This window comes from Streptomyces chisholmiae, from assembly GCF_031845445.1.
GTDB classification, from domain to species: Bacteria; Actinomycetota; Actinomycetes; order Streptomycetales; family Streptomycetaceae; genus Streptomyces; species Streptomyces chisholmiae.
Genome location: NZ_JAVREO010000016.1, coordinates 25,803 through 44,436, shown reverse-complemented (window position 1 = coordinate 44,436; position 18,634 = coordinate 25,803). Strand labels below are relative to the sequence as shown.

Below are 18,634 nucleotides of genomic sequence, written 5' to 3'. Positions count from 1 at the left end.
GCGGCTCACTCGAACGTCAGCCGATCCACCCGGACCGCGCCGCCGAGCACCAGCCGCAGCTCCCGGACGCCCCGCGCCTGGCGGGGCAGCTCCACCGGCACCGGCTGGTAGCGGTACCGGTCGCCGGTGGCCGGCACCCGGGCCGACACCTCGACGTCGGCCAGCGCCACGGTCAGCGTGCCGCCCTCGGCGGGGGCGGCCGCCCACACCGTCACCCGGCGTACGCCGCCGGCCAGGTCGCAGCCGCGGTAGCGGAGTTCGGCCGGCACCGCGGGGTCGGCCGGGGCGACCGCGTCCCCCTCGGTCGGCGAGCGGTCCACCAGCTCGGCGCCGGACACCTCGTCGAAGTCCGCGGCGGCCAGGCCCAGTTCCCGGACCGGGCGCGGCCCGGCCGGCTCGCCCGCCACCCGCCAGGAGACCGTGGCCCGCAGGTCCCGGCTGGAGGCGCCGACCGCCAGCCGGTACTCGCCCGGCGGCAGCGTCCAGCGGGAGTGCGCCACGTCCCAGTGGCCCAGCGCCTCGTCCGGGGCGATCCGCAGGGCGGTCCGCAGGCTCTCGCCCGGCGCCAGCTCGACCCGCTGGTGACCCACCAACCAGCGGTGCGGCCTGGGCAGTTCGGGGGCGACGGCGCCGGCGTAGAGCTGCACCACCTCGGCGCCGGCCACCTCTCCGACGTTGACCACCGTCACCTCGGCGAGCAGCGTCCCGTCCGCCTCCTCGGTCACCGTCAGCTCCCGGTGCTCGAAGCGGGTGTAGGACAGCCCGTGCCCGAACGGGTAGAGCGGCTCGGCGTCGCTGTAGAGATAGGTCGCCCGCGCGCTGATCAGGTCGTAGTCGCGGATGTCGGGCAGGTCGGCGTCGTCCGCGTACCAGGTCTGCGGCAGCCGGCCGGCCGGCGACACCTCGCCGTGCAGCACCCGGGCCAGCGCGCTGCCGGCGGCCTGCCCGCCGTGCGCGGTCCACAGCAGCGCGGGCAGCGCCGCGTCCGCGGCCGGCACCGCGTACGGGTAGGAGGAGACGAGCACCAGCGCGGTGTCGGGGTTGGCGGCGTGCGCCGCGCGCCAGAGCGCCTCCTGGGCCGGCGGCAGCGTCAGGGTGGTGCGGTCCTCCGTCTCCCGGCCGTTGATGTGCGGGTCGTTGCCCAGCACCAGGACCACCACGTCGGCCGCCGCCGCGGCCTCGGCCACCGCGGCGGTGCCCGCCCGCACCGTCTCCACGGTCAGCACGGTGCCGTCCTCGCCGGGCGCGGCAACCTTCAGCCCCTCGGCGGCGACCACCACCGGGGTACCGCTCGCCCGATGCACCAGGAGGTGGCCGTCACCGTGAGCCCGCAGGGTGAAGACCTCCCGGACCACCCAGCCGCCCGGCTGCTCGGCCGAGGCGCGCAGCAGGCCGTCCTCGGCGACCGACAGGTACCGCCCGTTGGGGGCGCTCAGGGTGACCGCCCCGTCGCCCCAGTCCACCAGCCGCAGCTCGGTGGCCGCTTCGGCCGGGCCGACGGTCAGCGGCGACAGGTCGGTGCGGCCGGCCAGCAGCGCCGGGTCCAGTGCCCCCTCGGCGTCGTCGGCGGTGGGCGCCCCGGCGTCCGCCGGCACCACCACCCAGCTGTCGCCGGCCCGCAGCCGCACCACGTCGGCGCCGTCGTGCCAGGTCACAGCGCCGGTCGCGGGGTGCGAGCGGAGCCCGTCCAGCGGGCTGACGCGGTGCGTCAGGGCGCCGCTGTACCAGTCCAGCTTGACCTCGTCGGCCAGCGGCCCGAGGACGGCGACGGACCGGCCGGCGGCCAGCGGCAGCAGCCCGTCGTTCTTCAGCAGCACCACCGCCTGCTCGGCGGCCAGCCGTGCCAACTCCCGGTGTTCGGCGGTGTCGTGGGCGTCGTCGGCGGCGAACGGGTCCAGCTCCGGGTCGAACTCGCCGAGCCGGAACCGCATCGCCAGCAGCCGGCCGGCGGCCCGGTCGATGTCCGCCTCCTCGATCAGCCCGCGCTCCAGCGCCTCGGTCAGCCGGGCCACCGTGGGCGCCGAGTCCTCGCCGTGGTCGGTGAAGCTGTCCACGCCGGCCCGCAGGCTGGCGGCCAGGCCGGCCGCGTGGTCGGGCAGGTAGCCCTGGGAGCCGGCGATGTTGGACGGCGCGCCGGCGTCGGAGCAGACCACCAGCGGCTCGTCCTGCCAGCCGCGCAGCTCGGCCAGCAGCGGGGAGAGGTGGTTGGGGCGGCCGTTGACCAGGTTGTAGGCGGGCATCACGCCGGCCGCGGCGCCGGCGCGCAGCGGCCCGGCGTAGGCCGGCAGCTCGTACTCGCGCAGCACCCGCGGGCGCAGCGAGGTGCTGGCGGTGTCCCGGTCCACCTCGTGGTTGTGCGCCAGCCAGTGCTTGAGCACCGGCGCGGTGCGCCGGTAGACCGGGTGGTCGCCGGCCAGGCCGCGGGTGTAGGCGGTGGCCAGCTCGCCGGTCAGCCTGGCGTCCTCGGCGTAGCCCTCCTCGTTGCGGCCCCACAGCGGGTGGCGCAGCGGGTTGACGGTGGGGGACCAGACGTTGAGGCCCACCCGGGGGTCCTTGGCGCGCATCGCCCGCACCTCGCGGCCGACGGCCTCGCCGACCTCGCGCAGCAGCTCCGGGTTCCAGGTGGCGCCGAGGCCGACCGCCTGCGGGAAGACGGTGGCGCGTCCCATCCAGGTCACCCCGTGCAGCGCCTCCTGCCCGGTGCGGAAGGCACCGACGCCCAGCCGGGGGACGGCCGGCGCGAACTGGTGGAGCAGGGCGACCCGTTCCGGCAGGGTCAGCCGGCCCAGCAGGTCGGCGACCCGCTCCTCGACGGTCAGCGCGGGGTCGCGGAACGGCGGTCGCTGGGCAGTCACAGAAGCGTCCTTAGGGAGGGAAAGGCGGCAGGTGGCAGGAGGTCCGCCGGCTTGTTACCGCGTCGAATTCGAAGCGCTTCGATGCTCGGTTTCCCGTCGGCATCCTGTCAAGACCCACGTGGAAGCGGCGGAAATGCGGGGCCGTTTCCTCAGGTCTGAACCGAGGGAGCGCTTCCACAACTTTCTCTGAACCGGGGGTTGTGCGCCCCGCTGGCGGGTCTTAACCTCGGCGCAACATCGAAGCGCTTCGACCAGCGTGAGTCAGCGGGTCGCCGTAGGCGCCGAGCCTCTGAAGGGTTTCCGCATGTCGAACTCCCCCTCCGCACCCAGCAGGAGACGATTCCTCACCTCGACGGCGGCTGCCGCGGCGGCGACGGCGGGTGGCATTCCCCTGCTGAGCGCGTGCGGCTCGGACGGCGCGGCCGGCGGTGGCGGCGAGGGGAGGGTCGCGGAGAACGAGCTGGAGAGCATCCTGCCGACCTACCGGGCCTCCGATGTCGCGGTCGAGCCCGACATCCCGTCGGAGAACGGGTCGAGCCCCGGCTACACATCCTTCATTCCCGAGGACGAACTGGGCGTCACCGTTCCCCAGCCCAAGGGCAACGGCGGCGAGTACCGGGTGATGAGCCCGCTGTGGGGCACCCCGCCGTCCGACGGCAACGCCTACTGGACCGCGATGGACGAGGCCATCGGGGTCCGGGTCAGGTGGCAGACCCAGGACGGCAACACCTACGGCGACAAGCTGGGTGCGGTGCTCGCCGGCAGCGACATCCCCGACCTGGTCTGCGTCCCCGGCTGGGAGCTGACCGGCCAGATACCGCGGGCGATCTCCAGCCGCTTCGCCGACCTCGGTCCCTTCCTCTCCGGTGACCGGGTCTTCGACTACCCCAACCTCGCCGCGGTGCCCACCGCCGCCTGGGAGGCGTCGGTCTTCGGCGGCGCGCTGCGCGGCCTGCCGATGCCCTCCCCGCCCATCGGCGGCGTGGTGCCCTTCTACCGGCAGGACATCTTCGAGGCCAACGGCTGGGCGCCGCCCACCGACGCCGAGGAGTTCCTCTCCTTCTGCCAGGACGTCACCTCGGCCCGCAACCGGGTCTGGGCCTGCGAGGACATGAAGTGGTCCGCGTGGATCATCCACGGGGTGCTGCCGGAGCGGCCGCAGTACTGGGAGGAGGTGGACGGCCGGCTGGTCAACCGGTACGAGACCGACGCCTACCTGGAGGGGCTGGAGTGGACCCGGCGGCTCTACGACGCCGGCGTGGTGCACCCGGACGCGGTCGCGGTGCAGGGCGACGCGCTGGTCCGCTTCACCTCGGGTGAGTCGCTGATGTTCAACACCGGGCAGGGCGTCTGGCACAACACGCTCACCGAACAGCGCACCGCCAACCCCGACTTCCGGATGAACGCCTTCGACTACTTCGGCGTCGGCGGTGCCGACCCGGTGCTGTACGCCGGCAACGGCGCCACCATCTGGACGTTCGTCAACAAGGACCTGCCCGAGGAGCGGATCAGGGAGGCGCTGGAGATCGCCAACTTCTGCGCCGCGCCGTACGGCACCAGGGAGCAGCTGCTGCGCACCTACGGGGTGCAGGACGTGCACTACACGGTGGAGAACGAGCAGCGGGTGCGCACCCCGCAGGGCGAGGAGGAGGTGGTCCCCGAGACCTACACCTTCATCGCCACGCCGGGGCACTTCGTCGCCGCGTCCGACGTGCCGCAGCTGGTGGAGGACCAGACGGGCTGGCTGAAGCGGCAGATGCCGTACGTCCGGGAGCCGCTCTTCTACGGCCGGCAGATCCAGGAGCCGGACCAGTTCACCAACCTCAACGACCAGTTCGAGGCGCTGGAGGACGACGTGGTGCGCGGGCGCCGCTCGATCCGGGACGTGCAGGACGCGGCGGCCGAGTGGCGCCGCAACGGCGGCGACGAGCTGCGCGACTGGTACCAGCGGTTGCGCGACGAAGAGTCCGCCTGATCCGCCGCCCGACCCACCACCCACGAGGAGCCCCCGTGTCACACAGCACGGTTCCCCGGCCGGCACCCCCCGAGGAGGAGCGCCCGGCCGAGCGGCCCACGGCCGGGCGCCGGCCGGTCGGCCGGCCGCGCGCCAGGCGCCGCCGCGACCCCCGGCTGGAGGGCGGGGTCGGCTTCCGGCAGCGGCTGCGCCGCGACTGGCCGCTGATCGCCATGACGCTGCCCTGTGTGATCGCGCTGTTGGTCTTCGCCTACATCCCGATCGCCGGCAACGTCATCGCCTTCCAGTCGTTCAGTCCGTACGCCGGCGACGGGTTCTTCGACTCGATGGCCAACAGCGTCTGGGTGGGACTCGACCAGTTCGACCGGATGGTCAACGACAGCTACTTCTGGGACGCGGTCCAGAACACGCTGGTCTTCTCCGGTCTTCAGCTGCTCTTCTTCTTTCCCATTCCGATCGCGTTGGCGATCCTGATCAACAGCATCCTGCACAGCAAGGTCCGGGCCTGGGCCCAGGCGGTGCTCTACCTGCCGCACTTCTTCTCCTGGGTGCTGGTGATCACGGTCTTCCAGCAGATCCTCGGCGGCGCCGGCATGGTCGCCCAGACCATGCGGGACAACGGCTGGGACGACGGCTTCGACCTGATGACCGACCCCGGCTTCTTCAAGTTCCTGATCACCTTCCAGGTCATCTGGAAGGACGCCGGCTGGGGCATCATCGTCTTCCTCGCCGCGCTCTCCACCGTCAACCAGGAGCTGTACGAGTCGGCCGCCGTGGACGGCGCCGGCCGCTGGCGGCGCGCCTGGCACGTCACCCTCCCCGCGCTGCGTCCGGTGATCGCCCTGCTGCTGGTGCTCCAGGTCGGCAACATGCTGACCGTCGGCATGGAGCAGTTCATGATCCAACGAACCGCCGTCGGCCCGGGGGCCGCCGAGGTGCTCGACACCTACGTCTGGAACACCGGCATCCAGAACGGGCAGTTCAGCTATGCGGCGGCCATCGGCATCGTCAAGGGCATCTTCAGCCTGGTGCTGGTGCTGGCCGCCAACCGAGTCGCCCACGCGATGGGTGAGCAGGGGGTGTACAAGCGCCGATGAGTGACACCAGCGTCCTGGTCGAGGACGACGAGACGATCGGCAAGCGCCGCAGGCCGGTCTGGGAGGAGCCGCCCACCAGGGTCGGGCTCGCCGCCAAGGGCGCCATCCTGTCCATCGCGCTGCTCGCGGTGCTCTTCCCGCTGTGGATCGTCGTGGTCACCAGCCTCTCCGACGCCCAGGCCATCTCCGACGCCGGCGGCCTGGTGCTCTGGCCCAGCGGCGGGCTGACCTTCGCCGCCTACGAGGAACTGCTCAGCGGCGGGCAGGTGGCGCGGTCCATGGTGATCGCGGTGGGCATCACCGTGGTCGGCACCCTGTTCAGCATGACCATCTCGGTGCTGGCCGCCTACGGGCTGTCCCGGATGGGCTCGCTGTGGCACCGCCCGCTGCTGATGACCCTGCTGGCCACCATGTTCTTCGGCGGCGCCGGGCTGATCCCCACCTACCTGCTCATCCAGACCCTCGGCCTGATGAACAGCTACGCCGCGCTGATCCTGCCGATGGCGGTCAACGTCTTCAACATCCTGGTGCTCCGCGCGTTCTTCATGAACGTCGGCCAGGAGATCGTGGACAGCGCCCGGATCGACGGGGCGGGGGAGTTCCGCATCCTGTGGCAGATCGTGCTGCCGCTCTCCCGCGCGGTCCTCGCGGTGATCTCCCTCTTCTACGCGGTCGGCTACTGGAGCAACTGGTTCAACGGCTTCATCTACATCCAGGACCAGGAGAAGCTGCCGCTGCAGAACGTCCTCCAGCAGATCGTGATCGAGGGCGAGCGCCCCGCCGGCATGGCCCAGGTGATCGGCACCGGGCAGATCCCCAGCCTGGCTGTCCAGACTGCGGTAATGGTGCTGGCTCTGCTCCCGGTTGCCGTACTCTCCCCGTTCGTCCAGCGACATTTCAAGAAGGGCATGCTGATCGGCGCCGTCAAGGGCTGACCGGCGCCCGCGAACGACAGGAGACGTGGTTCCATGCCAGCGCTCACGGACGCGACCCGCGGCCGGCTGCTCTTCGGCGGCGACTACAACCCGGAACAGTGGCCGGAGTCGGTCTGGCGCGAGGACATCAAGCTGATGCGGGAGGCCGGCGTCAACGTCGCCACCGTCGGCGTCTTCTCCTGGGCCACCCTCGAACCCCGCCCGGGAGCACGGGAGTTCGGCTGGCTGGACCGGGTGCTCGACGGGCTGCACGAGGCCGGCATCGGGGTCTGCCTGGCCACCCCGACGGCCTCCCCGCCGCCCTGGCTGGGCGCCCGCCACCCGGAGACCCTGCCGCGCGACCAGCACGGCGGGGTGGTCTGGTACGGCGCCCGCAACCAGTTCTGCGCCTCGTCCCCGGTCTACCGGGAGCACGCCGCCGCGATCACCACCGACCTGGCCGCCCGCTACGGCCAGCACCCGGCGCTGCGGCTGTGGCACATCAACAACGAGTACGGCACGGTCTGTTACTGCGACGAGACGGCCGCCCACTTCCGCCGCTGGCTGGCCGCCAGGTACGGCGACCTGGACGCCCTCAACGAGGCCTGGGGCACCGCCTTCTGGAGCCAGCGCTACGACGACTGGTCGGAGGTCATCCCGCCGCGCCGGGCCCAGTACCTGATCAACCCGACCCAGTCGCTGGACTTCCGCCGGTTCACCAGCGACGCGCTGCTGGAGTGCTTCCAGGCCGAGCGGGACATCGTGACCGCGCACAGCCCGGGCGTGCCGGTGACCACCAACCAGATGCCGCTCTTCGCCGGCCTGGACGGCTGGCGCTGGGCGCCGGAACAGGACGTGATCTCGGTCGACGTCTATCCGGACCCGGCCGTGGACTGGCGCGACCCGGCCGGCCCGGCGCACGGCGCGCTGGTCGCCGACCTCACCAGGTCGCAGGCCGGCGGCGGCTCCTGGCTGCTGATGGAACAGGCCGCCTCCGCCGTCAACTTCCGGCCGGTCAACCGGCCCAAGCCGGCCGGCGTGACCCGCCTGTGGTCGCTCCAGTCGGTGGCCAGGGGCGCCGACGGGGTCTGCTTCTTCCAGTGGCGGGCCTCCCGGCAGGGCAGCGAGAAGTTCCACTCGGCGATGCTGCCGCACGCCGGCGCCGGCTCCCGCGGCTTCGGCCGCGTCCAGGCCCTCGGCGCGGAGCTGGCGCGGCTGGCCGGGCTGGTCGGCGAGCCGGTGCGGGACGCCGAGATCGCCGTGCTCCACGACTGGTCGTCCTGGTGGGCCAGCCAGCAGCCGGGCCGCCCGTCCAACGAGATCGACTACCGGGAGCTGCTCTCCGAGTGGCACCACGCGCTCTGGCGCCGCAACCTCACCTGCGACCTGGCCCACCCGGAGGCCGACCTCAGCGGCTACCGGATGGTGGTGCTGCCGCACCTGCCGCTGCTCAGCGACGCCGCGCTGGCCGGACTCGTCGAGTTCGTGCACGGCGGCGGCACCCTGGTCTGCGGGTTCTTCTCCGGCATCGCCGACCAGGACGACCGGATCAGGCCCGGTGGGCTGGCCCCCGAGCTGCGCGAGCTGCTCGGCCTGGCGACCGTCCACGAGTGGTGGCCGCTGCCGGCCGGCGACACCGTCCGGCTGGACGACGGCGCCCACGGCGTCCGCTGGAGCGAGGAGCTGGAGCCGGCCGACGCCGAGGTGCTGGTCCGCTACGCCGAGGGCGAGCTGGCCGGCGGCCCGGCCGTCACCCGCGCCCGGCGCGGCGCGGGCACCGCCTGGTACCTGTCGACGCAACCGCGCCCCGAGGCGCTGGCCGACCTGTTGGCCGAGGCCGCCGGGGCCGCCGGCGTCACCCCCGTCCTGCCGGGACTGCCGGACGGCGTGGAGGCCGTCCGCCGCGGCCCGGCGCTGTTCCTGCTGAACCACACCACCGAGCCGGTCACCGTTCCCCTCCCGTCCCCCCAGACCGACCTGCTCACCGGCCACTCCCACCCGCGCGAGGTCACGCTCGACCGGAGAGGAGCGGCCGTCCTCACCCCCACACAGTGAAGGAGCCGCAATGAACCGCCGCATCCCGAAGGCGCGCACCCTGGTGCTCGCCCCCGCCGTCGCGCTGGCCACCGTGGTCGGCCTGTCGGCCGGGACCGCGAACGCCGCCGTCTGGGAGTCCTGCGAACAGTGGGGCAACTGGACGACGGACGACGGCTACATCGTCTACAACAACATCTGGGGCTCCGGCGCCGGCACCCAGTGTGTCGCCGCCGACTCCGGCGCCAGCTGGTCGGTGACCGCCGACCACCCCGACACCGGCGGCATCAAGTCCTACCCCAACGCCAAGTGGATCGTCGGCGAGCCGATCGCCGAGATAGGGACGCTCACCAGCGCCTACGACGTGACGGTCCCGGACGCCGGGGCCTACAACACGGCCTACGACGTCTGGGACGAGAACTACGAGCACGAGATCATGCTCTGGATGAACTGGACCGGACCGGTCGGCCCGCTGGGCGAGCCGGTCGGGGAGGCCACCCTCGGCGGCCACACCTGGGACGTCTACCACGGCAGCAACGGGCACAACAACGTCTACTCGTTCCTCCGGCACGGCGACTCCACCGCGGGTGAGGTGGACATCCTGCCGATCCTGGACTGGATCACCGAGCGCGGCTGGATGAGCCAGGACGAGGTCATCGGGGACGTGCAGTTCGGCTACGAGATCACCTCGTCCGCCGGCGGCCTGGAGTTCGTCACCAACGACTTCCGGGTCACCCACGACTGAGCCGCCCTCGCCCGACCGACACCGCCGGCCGGACCACCGCCCCGGGGAACCCCCGGGGCGGTGGCCCGCTTTCGTGGGTCAGCGGGGCGTCGGCGCCGGGCCCGTGCTGCCGCGCACGGTGAGGGTTGGCGGCAGCAGCTCGATCCGCGGCGGCACCGCGGCCTGGTCCCGGCCGGCCCCCGCGTCGGCCCTGGCCATCACCAGCTCGACGGCGAGCCGGCCCATCTCCTGGGCCGGTATCGCCACCGAGGTCAGCGGCACCGAGGTGCCGGCCGCCACCTGCTCGGGGCAGACGGCCATCACCGAGACGTCCTCCGGCACCGCCCGCCCCTGCTGCCGCAGCAGGCTGAGCAGCGGCTCGATCGCCGCCTCGTTCTGCACCACGATGCCGGTGGTGCCGGGCCGCTCGTCGAAGATCCGGGCGAGCGTGCCGGCGACCGACTCGTAGGAGCCGTCGCACGGCCGGTGCAGCACCCGGGTGCCCAGCTCCTCGGCGCGCTCCCGCACCCCGCGCACCGTCCGCTCGGCGAAGCCGGTGCGCCGCTCGTAGACCGCGGCGGCCTCGCCCACCACGGCGATCTCCCGGTGGCCCAGCTCGGCCAGGTGGTCGACGCAGCGCCGGCCGGTGGCGGCGAAGTCCAGGTCGACGCAGGTCAGTCCGGTGGTGTCGGAGGGCAGTCCGATCAGCACGGCCGGCCGGGGGGTGACCCGGACCAGCGGCAGCCGCTGGTCCTCCAGCTCGACGTCCATCAGGATCATCGCGTCGGCCAACCCGCTGCCCACCACCCGTCGGGCCGCCTCCGGGCCCTCCTGGCCGGTCAGCAGCAGCACGTCGTGCGCGTGCTCGCGCGCGGTGGTGGCCACCGCGATGGCGATCTCCATCATGACCGGCAGGTACATGTCAGTCCGAAGGGGCATCATCAGCGCGATGATGTTGGACTTGCTGCTGGCCAGGGCCCTGGCCCCGGCGTTCGGGTGGTACCCCAACTCCCTGATGCTGCGCTCCACCCGCTCCCGGGTGGGGGTGGAGATGGTCCGTTTGCCGCTGAGGACGTAGCTCACCGTGCTGGCGGAGACGCCGGCGTGCCGGGCGACCTCGGCGAGGGTGACCATAAACTCTCCCGTTCTCTCCCGGTGCACCGTGGGGGGCGGCGGACCGAAGGCGCCGGAGGTCTCCGGGAAGCGTCTCCTGTGAAGCGCTTCGACGGGCGACCCGGCAGCTCGCCGCACGTGGTGCCGTTGACCTTAGACCGGCCACGGTGGGGTGTCCAGAGATCTGTTGAAGCGCTTCAACTCCCGGTACACACACCCGGAAAACCCCGGGGAAGGGGTGCGATCCCCCGCGTAACGGGTACATAGCCACCGGTAGTCGGTGTCGGCCCGCGGCCGGCCGGGCGCCCCGTTCGGGGCCCGGGGGTCTCTCCCTCGGATCGTCGCGAGCCCGCGAGGACCCGAGAGAGAGGCCCCAGTCCCACCCACGTTCCACCACGACGGTGAGGTGACCGAGCGATGACCAGTGAAGAGGAGGCCCGGAGAGTCGCCGAGGCGGCCCGCGCCGGCGGCCGGACCCGCCCCGGCTTCGCCCGGGAGCTGTTCCTCGGCCGGCTCCGGCTCGACCTGCTCCAGCCCGGCCCCGAGCCGACCGTGGGCGCCAGGGCCGAGGGCGAGCGCTTCCTCGCCCGGCTCACCGAGTTCGTCACCACCCGGCTCGACCCGGCCGCCATCGAACGGGCGGCCAGGGTCCCCGACGAGGTGGTCAACGAGCTGCGCGCGTTGGGCGCCTTCGGCATGCGGATCGCCCCCGAGTACGGCGGCCTCGGCCTCGACCACGTCACCTACGGGCGGGCCCTCGCCCTGCTCGGCACCGCCAGCCCCGCCCTCGGCGCGCTGCTCTCCGCGCACCAGTCCATCGGCGTTCCCCAGCCGCTGGCCCTCTTCGGCACCGAGGAGCAGCGCCGCGCCTACCTGCCGCGCTGCGCCGCCGGCGCCGTCTCCGCCTTCCTGCTGACCGAGCCCGACGTCGGCTCCGACCCCGCCCGGCTCGGCGCCACCGCCACCCCCGACGGCGACGACTACCTGCTGGACGGCACCAAGCTGTGGACCACCAACGGCCCGATCGCCGAACTCCTGGTGGTCCTCGCCCGGGTGCCGGAGACGCCGGGCCACGTCGGCGGCATCACCGCCTTCGTGGTCGAGGCCGACGCGCCGGGCGTCACCGTCGAGGCCCGCAACACCTTCATGGGCCTGCGCGGCATCGAGAACGGCGTCACCCGGCTGCACCGGGTGCGGGTCCCCGCCGGCCAGCGGATCGGCGAGGAGGGCGCCGGCCTGCGGATCGCCCTGAGCACCCTCGACACCGGCCGGCTGGCACTGCCCGCGATGTGCGTCGGCGCCTGCCGGTGGAGCCTGCGGATCGCCCGCGAGTGGTCGGCGGAACGCGTCCAGTGGGGCCGCCCGATCGGCCAGCACGAGGCCGTCGCCGGCAAGCTCGCCTTCGTCGCCGCCACCACCTTCGCGCTGGAGGCCGTGGTCGAGCTGGCCGGCGAGCTGGCCGACGAGGCGCGCACCGACATCCGCGTCGAGGCCGCCCTCGCCAAGCTCTTCGGCAGCGAGATGACCTGGCGGATCGTCGACGACCTGGTCCAGATCCGCGGCGGCCGCGGCTTCGAGACCGCGGACTCGCTCACCGCCCGCGGCGAACGCGGCGTCCCCGTCGAGCAACTGCTCAGGGACACCAGGATCAACCGGATCTTCGAGGGCTCCAGCGAGATCATGCGGCTGCTGATCGCCCGCGAGGCGGTCGACGCCCACCTCAGGGTCGCCGGCGACCTGGTCGCCCCCGAGGCCAACCACAACCGCAAGCGCCGGGCCGCCGTCGCGGCCGGCGGCTTCTATGTCCGCTGGCTCCCGACCCTGGCCACCGGACGCGGACAACTCCCGCTCTCCTACGGCGACTTCCGTATCTCCGGCCACCCCGACCTCTCGCTCCACCTGCGCTACGTCGAGCGCACCGCGCGCCGGCTGGCCCGGTCCGTCTTCTACGGGATGACCCGCTGGCAGGGCCGCCTCCAGCAGCGGCAGGGCTTCCTCGGCCGGGTGGTGGACATCGGCGCCGAGCTGTTCGCCAGCACCGCCGCCTGCGTGCACGCCGAGCGGCTCCGCGCCCGCGGCGAGAGCGGCCTGGAGGCCTACCAGCTCGCTGACGCCTTCTGCCGCCAGGCGCACCAGCGGATCGAGGAGCTGTTCCCGCGGCTGTGGCACAACACCGACGGCGTGGACGGCCGGCTCGCCACCGCCGTGCTGGAGGGCCGGCACACCTGGCTGGAAGCCGGCGTCGAGGACCACTCCGCCCCCGGTCCCTGGGTCGCCGAGACCGGCCAGGGCCCGTCCCCGCACCCCAACCTGCACCGCCCCGTCCCGCGGGCCTGAGCGGCCCACCCGCGCGTCAACTGTTCCCACCGCCCCGGCGCGGGACGGCGCGCCGGCCCGGGGACAATGGGCAGATGACCGAGAGCCCCGTCTGTCTCGCCGACCCGCATCTCAGGTACCCGGCCCAGCCACCGCCCGAGGGGCCACGCGAGGTGGTGATCCTCGGCTCCACCGGTTCCATCGGCACCCAGGCCATCGACGTGGTGCTGCGCAACCCGGACCGCTTCCGGGTCACCGGGCTGTCCGCCGGCGGCGACCGCCTGGAGCTCCTCGCCGGCCAGGCGCACCGGCTGCGGGTGGGCACGGTCGCCGTGGCCAGGCCGGAGCTGGCCGACGCCCTCCGCCAGGCGCTGCGCGCCCAGTACGGCGTCGGCGTCCCGCTGCCCGAGGTGCTCGCCGGCCCGGACGCCGCCGCCGAGCTGGCCTCCCGCCCCTGCCACACCGTGCTCAACGGCATCACCGGCTCCATCGGGCTGGCCCCCACCCTGGCCGCGCTCGCCGCCGGCCACCTGCTGGCGCTGGCCAACAAGGAGTCGTTGATCGTCGGCGGCCCGCTGGTCACCGAGCTGGCCAAGCCCGGTCAGATCATCCCCGTGGACTCCGAGCACTCGGCCCTCTTCCAGGCGCTGCTCGGCGGCACCCGGGCCGAGGTGCGGCGGCTGGTGGTCACCGCCAGCGGCGGCCCGTTCCGCGGTCGCAGCCGCGCCGAGCTGGCCCAGGTCACCCCCGAGGACGCGCTGGCCCACCCCACCTGGCAGATGGGCCCGGTGATCACCGTCAACTCCGCGACCCTGGTCAACAAGGGCCTTGAGGTGATCGAGGCACACCTCCTCTACGGCATCCCGTTCGACCGGATCGACGTCGTCGTCCACCCCCAGTCCTATGTTCACTCGATGGTGGAGTTCGTGGACGGCTCCACGCTGGCCCAGGTCAGCCCGCCGGACATGCGGATGCCGATCGCGCTCGGTCTCGGCTGGCCGGACCGGGTGCCCGAGGCCGCCCCCGGCTGCGACTGGAGCACGGCGCACCGCTGGGAGTTCCTCCCCCTGGACACCGATGCCTTCCCCTCGGTGCCGCTGGCCCGCCGGGTCGGTAGCCTCGGGGGTACCGCACCCGCGGTGTTCAACGCGGCCAACGAGGAGTGCGTGGACGCCTTCCTCGCCGGCCGGCTGCCGTTCACCGGCATCGTGGACACCGTGGCGCGGGTGGTGGACGAGCAGGGCGGTGACGGTTCGGGAACCTCACTGACCCTCTCGGACGTCCTCGAAGCGGAGCGCGCGGCGCGGCGGCGCGCCCGCGAGCTGGTCGGGAGCCACCCCGGCGGCAGCACGACGGAGGCACGGCGGTGAACGACGCGGTGCCGGCCAGCTGGCCGGAGCCCGCGGGCCGCCCGCGGCCGTGGCGATCGGCGACCCAGGAGATGACGGTATGACGGCTCTGATGTTCCTCATCGGCATACTCCTGTTCGTCTTCGGACTGCTCTTCTCCATCGCCTGGCACGAGTTGGGACACTTCTCGACCGCCAAGCTGTTCGGCGTCCGGGTGCCGCAGTTCATGGTCGGCTTCGGGCCGACGATCTTCTCCCGGCGCCGCGGCGAGACCGAGTACGGCGTCAAGGCGGTGCCGCTGGGCGGCTACATCCGGATGATCGGCATGTTCCCGCCCGGCGAGGACGGCGCCATCAGGAAGCGCTCCACCTCCCCGTTCCGCGGCATGATCGAGGACGCCAGGGCGGCCGCCTTCGAGGAGCTCCAGCCCGGCGACGAGAAGCGCCTCTTCTACACCCGCAAGCCCTGGCAGCGGGTCATCGTGATGTTCGCCGGCCCGGCGATGAACCTCATCCTCGCCGTGGTGATCTTCCTCGGCGTGCTGATGGGCTTCGGCATCAGCACCCAGACCACGACGGTGGCCAGCGTCTCCGAGTGCGTGATCGCCCAGAGCGAGGAGCCCAGGGACTGCCGCGCCGGCGACACCCCGGCCCCGGCCGCCGAGGCCGGCCTGCGCAACGGCGACCAGATCGTCGCCTTCAACGGCGAGCCGGTCGACGAGTGGGGCCCGCTCCAGCAGAGCATCAGGGACACCGTCGGCCCGGCCACCATCACCGTGGAGCGCGACGGCGAGCGGCTGGACCTGCACGCCAACCTCATCGAGAACCAGGTCGGCAAGACCGACGGCGCCGGCGGCCTGGTCGAGGGCGAGTTCATCACCGCCGGGTTCCTCGGCTTCTCCCCGGCCAGCGGCATCGTCCGACAGGACTTCCCGCAGGCCGTGGACCGCATGGGCGACATCATGAGCACCGGCGTCGACGCCATGGTCGCCCTGCCGTCCAAGATCCCCAACCTCTGGCACGCGATCACCGGCAAGGAGGAGCGCGACCAGGAGGGCCCGATGGGCGTGGTCGGCGCCGCCCGGGTCGGCGGCGAGATCTTCACCCTGGAGATTCCGGCCAGTCAGCAGGTGGCCACGGCGCTCTTCCTGGTGGCCGGGTTCAACCTCTCGCTCTTCCTGTTCAACATGCTGCCGCTGCTCCCGCTGGACGGCGGCCACATCGCCGGCGCGCTCTGGGAGTCGCTGCGCAGGCACACCGCCCGGCTCACCCGCCGACCCGATCCCGGGCCGTTCGACGTCGCCAAACTCATGCCGTTGGCGTATGTGGTGGCGGGGGTGTTCATCTGCTTCACCCTGCTGGTGCTGGCGGCCGATATCGTCAGCCCCGTCCGGCTGGCCGGGTGAGGTGCCGTAGGCTCTGAAGCCGGAGCCCGCCCAAGTTCGGGACCATGATCCGCACCGTGGGGTTGCACGCATCCATGACAGCCATCTCGCTGGGAATTCCGTCCGTACCGACCAGGCTCGCCGAGCGCCGAGCCAGCCGGCAGATACACGTCGGCTCCGTGCCGGTGGGGGGTGACGCCCCGGTCTCGGTGCAGTCGATGACCACCACCAGGACCTCGGACATCGGCGCGACCCTGCAACAGATCGCCGAGCTGACCGCGTCCGGCTGCCAGATCGTCCGGGTGGCCTGCCCCACCCAGGACGACGCGGACGCGCTGGCCACCATCGCGCGCAAGTCGCAGATCCCGGTGATCGCGGACATCCACTTCCAACCGAAGTACGTGTTCGCCGCGATCGACGCCGGCTGCGCCGCGGTCCGGGTCAACCCGGGCAACATCAAGCAGTTCGACGACAAGGTGCGTGAGATCGCCAAGGCCGCCGGCGAGGCCGGCACGCCGATCCGGATCGGCGTGAACGCCGGCTCGCTGGACAAGCGACTGCTGGCCAAGTACGGCAAGGCGACCCCCGAGGCGCTGGTGGAGTCCGCGCTGTGGGAGTGCTCGCTCTTCGAGGAGCACGGCTTCCGGGACATCAAGATCTCGGTCAAGCACAACGACCCGGTGGTCATGGTCAACGCCTACCGCCAGCTGGCCGCCCAGTGTGACTACCCGCTGCACCTCGGCGTCACCGAGGCCGGCCCGGCCTTCCAGGGCACCATCAAGTCGGCGGTCGCCTTCGGCGCGCTGCTCAGCGAGGGCATCGGCGACACCATCCGGGTCTCGCTCTCCGCGCCGCCGGTCGAGGAGGTCAAGGTCGGCTGCCAGATCCTGGAGTCCCTCAACCTCCGCCAGCGCGGCCTGGAGATCGTCTCCTGCCCGTCCTGCGGCCGGGCCCAGGTGGACGTCTACAAGCTGGCCGAGGAGGTCACCGCGGGCCTGACCGGCATGGAGGTGCCGCTCCGGGTCGCCGTGATGGGCTGCGTCGTCAACGGCCCGGGGGAGGCCCGCGAGGCCGACCTCGGGGTCGCCTCCGGCAACGGCAAGGGCCAGATCTTCGTCAAGGGCGAGGTCATCAAGACCGTCCCGGAGTCGAAGATCGTCGAGACCCTGATCGAGGAGGCGATGAAGATCGCCGAGCAGATGGAGCGCGACGGCGTCGCCTCGGGCGAGCCCCAGGTGGCCGTCAGCTGAGCCGGATCCGCCGCCGGGCACCCCTGGGTGCCCGGCTGGCGACCGGGGTACAGTGCGGGCACCATCGTCACCGCGACCGCGAGGCGTCCCCGTGTTGACCACCCCTTCCGTCCGCCTCCTCGGCCCCGCCGAGCTGGGCCAGGCGCTGGCCGTGCTCAACGAGGACCCGGTGGCCAACGCCTTCGTCACCGCCCGGGTCCTCGACTCCCGCCTCGAACCGCCCTACCTGGGCGGCGAGATGTGGGGCCACTACCGGGACAGCCGGCTGGCCGCGCTCTGCTACGCGGGCGCCAACCTGGTGCCCATCCAGGCCGACGACGAGGCCGTCACCGCCTTCGCCGCCCGCGCCCGCGGTCAGGGCCGGCGCTGCTCGTCCATCGTCGGCCCGGTCGCCCCGACCGCCCGGCTGTGGAGCCTGCTGGAGCCGCACTGGGGCCCGGCCAGGGAACTGCGCCGCCGCCAGCCCCTGCTGGTGGTCGACACCCCGCCGGCCGACATCACCCCCGACCCCCTGGTGCGCCGGATGCGCCGCGACGAGATGGAGCTGGTGTTGCCCGCCGCGGTCGACATGTTCACCGAGGAGGTCGGCATCTCCCCGCTGGACGCCGACGACGGCGGGCTGACCTACCAGGCCCGGGTCGCCGAGATCGTCGGGGCCGGCCGCTGCTTCGCCCGGGTGGAGGACGGCCGGGTGGTCTTCAAGGCGGAGATCGGCGCCGTCACCCCCCAGACCTGCCAGCTCCAGGGCGTCTGGACGGCCCCCGACCGGCGGGGCGAGGGCCTCGCCACCCGGGGCCTGGCCACCGTGCTGCGGCACGCCATCGGCGAGACCGCCCCCCTGGTCAGCCTCTACGCCAACGACTTCAACACCCCGGCGCTCGCCGTCTACCGGCGGCTCGGCTTCACCGAGAGCGGCGCCCTGATGAGCGTCCTCTTCTGATTCCGACGCCCGGCCCCGCCCGCCCCGCCGCGGCGCCGCCCCGAGCCGTCCGACCCCGGTGCCCGGGCGCGACGTCGCCGGCGCGGCGCGTTAGCCTCCGGGCATGACCCCTTCTCCCGGTGAGGCCGGCACGGAGACCCAGGACGTGCACGTCGGCCCCCTCGACCTCGCCGCGCGCGTGGACGAGGCGCTGGCCGTCCAGACCGAGGCGTTCGGACTCAGCCCGGAGGAGGTGAACGTCCGCCGCCACATCGTGCTGCGCCATCTGGCCACCCCGGGCGCCCGCGCCCTGGGCGCCACCCTCCCCGCCACCGGCGAGCTGGTCGGCTTCGTCTACGGCCAGCCCAACGACCGCGGCCAGTGGTGGTCGTCCGTGGTGGAGCCCTACCTCCGCCGCACCGGCAACGAGTCCTGGCTGGACGGCTCCTTCACCATCACCGAGCTGCACGTGCTCCCCGCCCACCAGCACCGGGGCATAGGCAGGCGGCTGATCACCACCATCACCGACCAGGTCAGCGAGCCCCGCTCGATCCTGTCGGCCATCGACACCGACTCCCCGGCCCGCGCCCTCTACCACCAGCTCGGCTACCAGGACCTGGCCCGCCGGGTGGTCTTCCCCGCCGCGCCCCGCCCCTACGCCGTGATGGGCGCCCCCCTGCCGCTGCTGCGGCCCTGAGCCGGCG

The 18,634-nt window shown here is 73.0% G+C and carries 13 protein-coding genes; 11 read left to right on the top strand and 2 right to left on the bottom strand.

Annotation, left to right across the window (positions count from 1 at the left end):
* Positions 1-5 precede the first annotated feature (5 nt).
* Positions 6-2,855 carry a glycoside hydrolase family 3 C-terminal domain-containing protein gene (locus RM844_RS23745; protein ID WP_311669393.1) on the bottom strand — a complete coding sequence of 950 codons (2,850 nt, stop codon included), beginning with the start codon at positions 2,853-2,855 and terminating at the stop codon, positions 6-8.
* 304 nt (positions 2,856-3,159) lie between these two features.
* On the opposite strand from RM844_RS23745, the gene RM844_RS23740 reads away from it, so the two are divergent.
* The 5 genes from RM844_RS23740 to RM844_RS23720 are packed head-to-tail and all read left to right on the top strand — an operon-like array spanning position 3,160 to position 9,620.
* Positions 3,160-4,830: an extracellular solute-binding protein gene (locus RM844_RS23740; RefSeq protein ID WP_311669392.1), complete on the top strand. Its 1,671-nt coding sequence runs from the start codon at positions 3,160-3,162 to the stop codon at positions 4,828-4,830.
* Between the two features lie 35 nt (positions 4,831-4,865).
* Entirely contained in the window at positions 4,866-5,927 is a 1,062-nt protein-coding gene (locus tag RM844_RS23735) for an ABC transporter permease (RefSeq protein ID WP_311669391.1), read from the top strand.
* Positions 5,924-6,862, top strand: coding sequence for a carbohydrate ABC transporter permease (locus tag RM844_RS23730; protein ID WP_311669390.1), 939 nt, complete (start codon positions 5,924-5,926; stop codon positions 6,860-6,862). Before RM844_RS23735 ends, RM844_RS23730 begins: the two co-directional genes overlap by 4 nt.
* A 33-nt stretch (positions 6,863-6,895) precedes the next feature.
* Positions 6,896-8,896, top strand: coding sequence for a beta-galactosidase (locus tag RM844_RS23725; protein WP_311669389.1), 2,001 nt, complete (start codon positions 6,896-6,898; stop codon positions 8,894-8,896).
* Between the two features lie 10 nt (positions 8,897-8,906).
* On the top strand, positions 8,907-9,620 hold the full coding sequence (locus tag RM844_RS23720; RefSeq protein WP_311669388.1) for a GH12 family glycosyl hydrolase domain-containing protein: 714 nt from the start codon (positions 8,907-8,909) through the stop codon (positions 9,618-9,620).
* Positions 9,621-9,698: 78 nt separating this feature from the next.
* On the opposite strand, the gene RM844_RS23715 is transcribed toward RM844_RS23720, so the two are convergent.
* On the bottom strand, positions 9,699-10,733 hold the full coding sequence (locus RM844_RS23715; protein ID WP_311669387.1) for a LacI family DNA-binding transcriptional regulator: 1,035 nt from the start codon (positions 10,731-10,733) through the stop codon (positions 9,699-9,701).
* A gap of 396 nt (positions 10,734-11,129) precedes the next feature.
* Here RM844_RS23715 and RM844_RS23710 point away from each other — a divergent pair, with 396 nt between their 5' ends.
* The 6 genes from RM844_RS23710 to RM844_RS23685 all read left to right on the top strand — a co-directional run bounded on the left by RM844_RS23710 (position 11,130) and on the right by RM844_RS23685 (position 18,627).
* Entirely contained in the window at positions 11,130-13,049 is a 1,920-nt protein-coding gene (locus tag RM844_RS23710) for an acyl-CoA dehydrogenase family protein (RefSeq protein ID WP_311669386.1), read from the top strand.
* A 74-nt stretch (positions 13,050-13,123) separates the two neighbouring features.
* On the top strand, positions 13,124-14,398 hold the full coding sequence (dxr, locus tag RM844_RS23705) for a 1-deoxy-D-xylulose-5-phosphate reductoisomerase (RefSeq protein ID WP_311669385.1): 1,275 nt from the start codon (positions 13,124-13,126) through the stop codon (positions 14,396-14,398).
* A 79-nt stretch (positions 14,399-14,477) separates the two neighbouring features.
* The gene (locus RM844_RS23700; protein WP_311669384.1) at positions 14,478-15,782 is read left to right on the top strand and encodes a M50 family metallopeptidase; all 1,305 of its coding nucleotides are present in this window, start codon (positions 14,478-14,480) and stop codon (positions 15,780-15,782) included.
* Between the two features lie 74 nt (positions 15,783-15,856).
* Complete coding sequence (gene ispG, locus RM844_RS23695; RefSeq protein ID WP_311669383.1) at positions 15,857-17,011, top strand: flavodoxin-dependent (E)-4-hydroxy-3-methylbut-2-enyl-diphosphate synthase; 1,155 nt, start codon at positions 15,857-15,859, stop codon at positions 17,009-17,011.
* 91 nt (positions 17,012-17,102) lie between these two features.
* On the top strand, positions 17,103-17,951 hold the full coding sequence (locus RM844_RS23690) for a GNAT family N-acetyltransferase (RefSeq protein WP_311669382.1): 849 nt from the start codon (positions 17,103-17,105) through the stop codon (positions 17,949-17,951).
* A 103-nt stretch (positions 17,952-18,054) separates the two neighbouring features.
* Positions 18,055-18,627, top strand: coding sequence for a GNAT family N-acetyltransferase (locus RM844_RS23685; protein WP_311669381.1), 573 nt, complete (start codon positions 18,055-18,057; stop codon positions 18,625-18,627).
* The last annotated feature ends 7 nt before the right edge of the window (positions 18,628-18,634 follow it).

Excerpts from the sequence above, each read along its gene's own strand:
- RM844_RS23740 (WP_311669392.1), top strand. The coding sequence starts at position 3,160 with ATGTCGAACTCCCCCTCCGCACCCAGCAGGAGACGATTCCTCACCTCG.
- RM844_RS23730 (WP_311669390.1), top strand. The coding sequence starts at position 5,924 with ATGAGTGACACCAGCGTCCTGGTCGAGGACGACGAGACGATCGGCAAG.
- RM844_RS23725 (WP_311669389.1), top strand. The coding sequence starts at position 6,896 with ATGCCAGCGCTCACGGACGCGACCCGCGGCCGGCTGCTCTTCGGCGGC.
- RM844_RS23720 (WP_311669388.1), top strand. The coding sequence starts at position 8,907 with ATGAACCGCCGCATCCCGAAGGCGCGCACCCTGGTGCTCGCCCCCGCC.
- RM844_RS23715 (WP_311669387.1), bottom strand. The coding sequence starts at position 10,733 with ATGGTCACCCTCGCCGAGGTCGCCCGGCACGCCGGCGTCTCCGCCAGC.
- RM844_RS23710 (WP_311669386.1), top strand. The coding sequence starts at position 11,130 with ATGACCAGTGAAGAGGAGGCCCGGAGAGTCGCCGAGGCGGCCCGCGCC.
- dxr (WP_311669385.1), top strand. The coding sequence starts at position 13,124 with ATGACCGAGAGCCCCGTCTGTCTCGCCGACCCGCATCTCAGGTACCCG.
- RM844_RS23700 (WP_311669384.1), top strand. The coding sequence starts at position 14,478 with ATGACGGCTCTGATGTTCCTCATCGGCATACTCCTGTTCGTCTTCGGA.
- ispG (WP_311669383.1), top strand. The coding sequence starts at position 15,857 with ATGACAGCCATCTCGCTGGGAATTCCGTCCGTACCGACCAGGCTCGCC.
- RM844_RS23685 (WP_311669381.1), top strand. The coding sequence starts at position 18,055 with ATGACCCCTTCTCCCGGTGAGGCCGGCACGGAGACCCAGGACGTGCAC.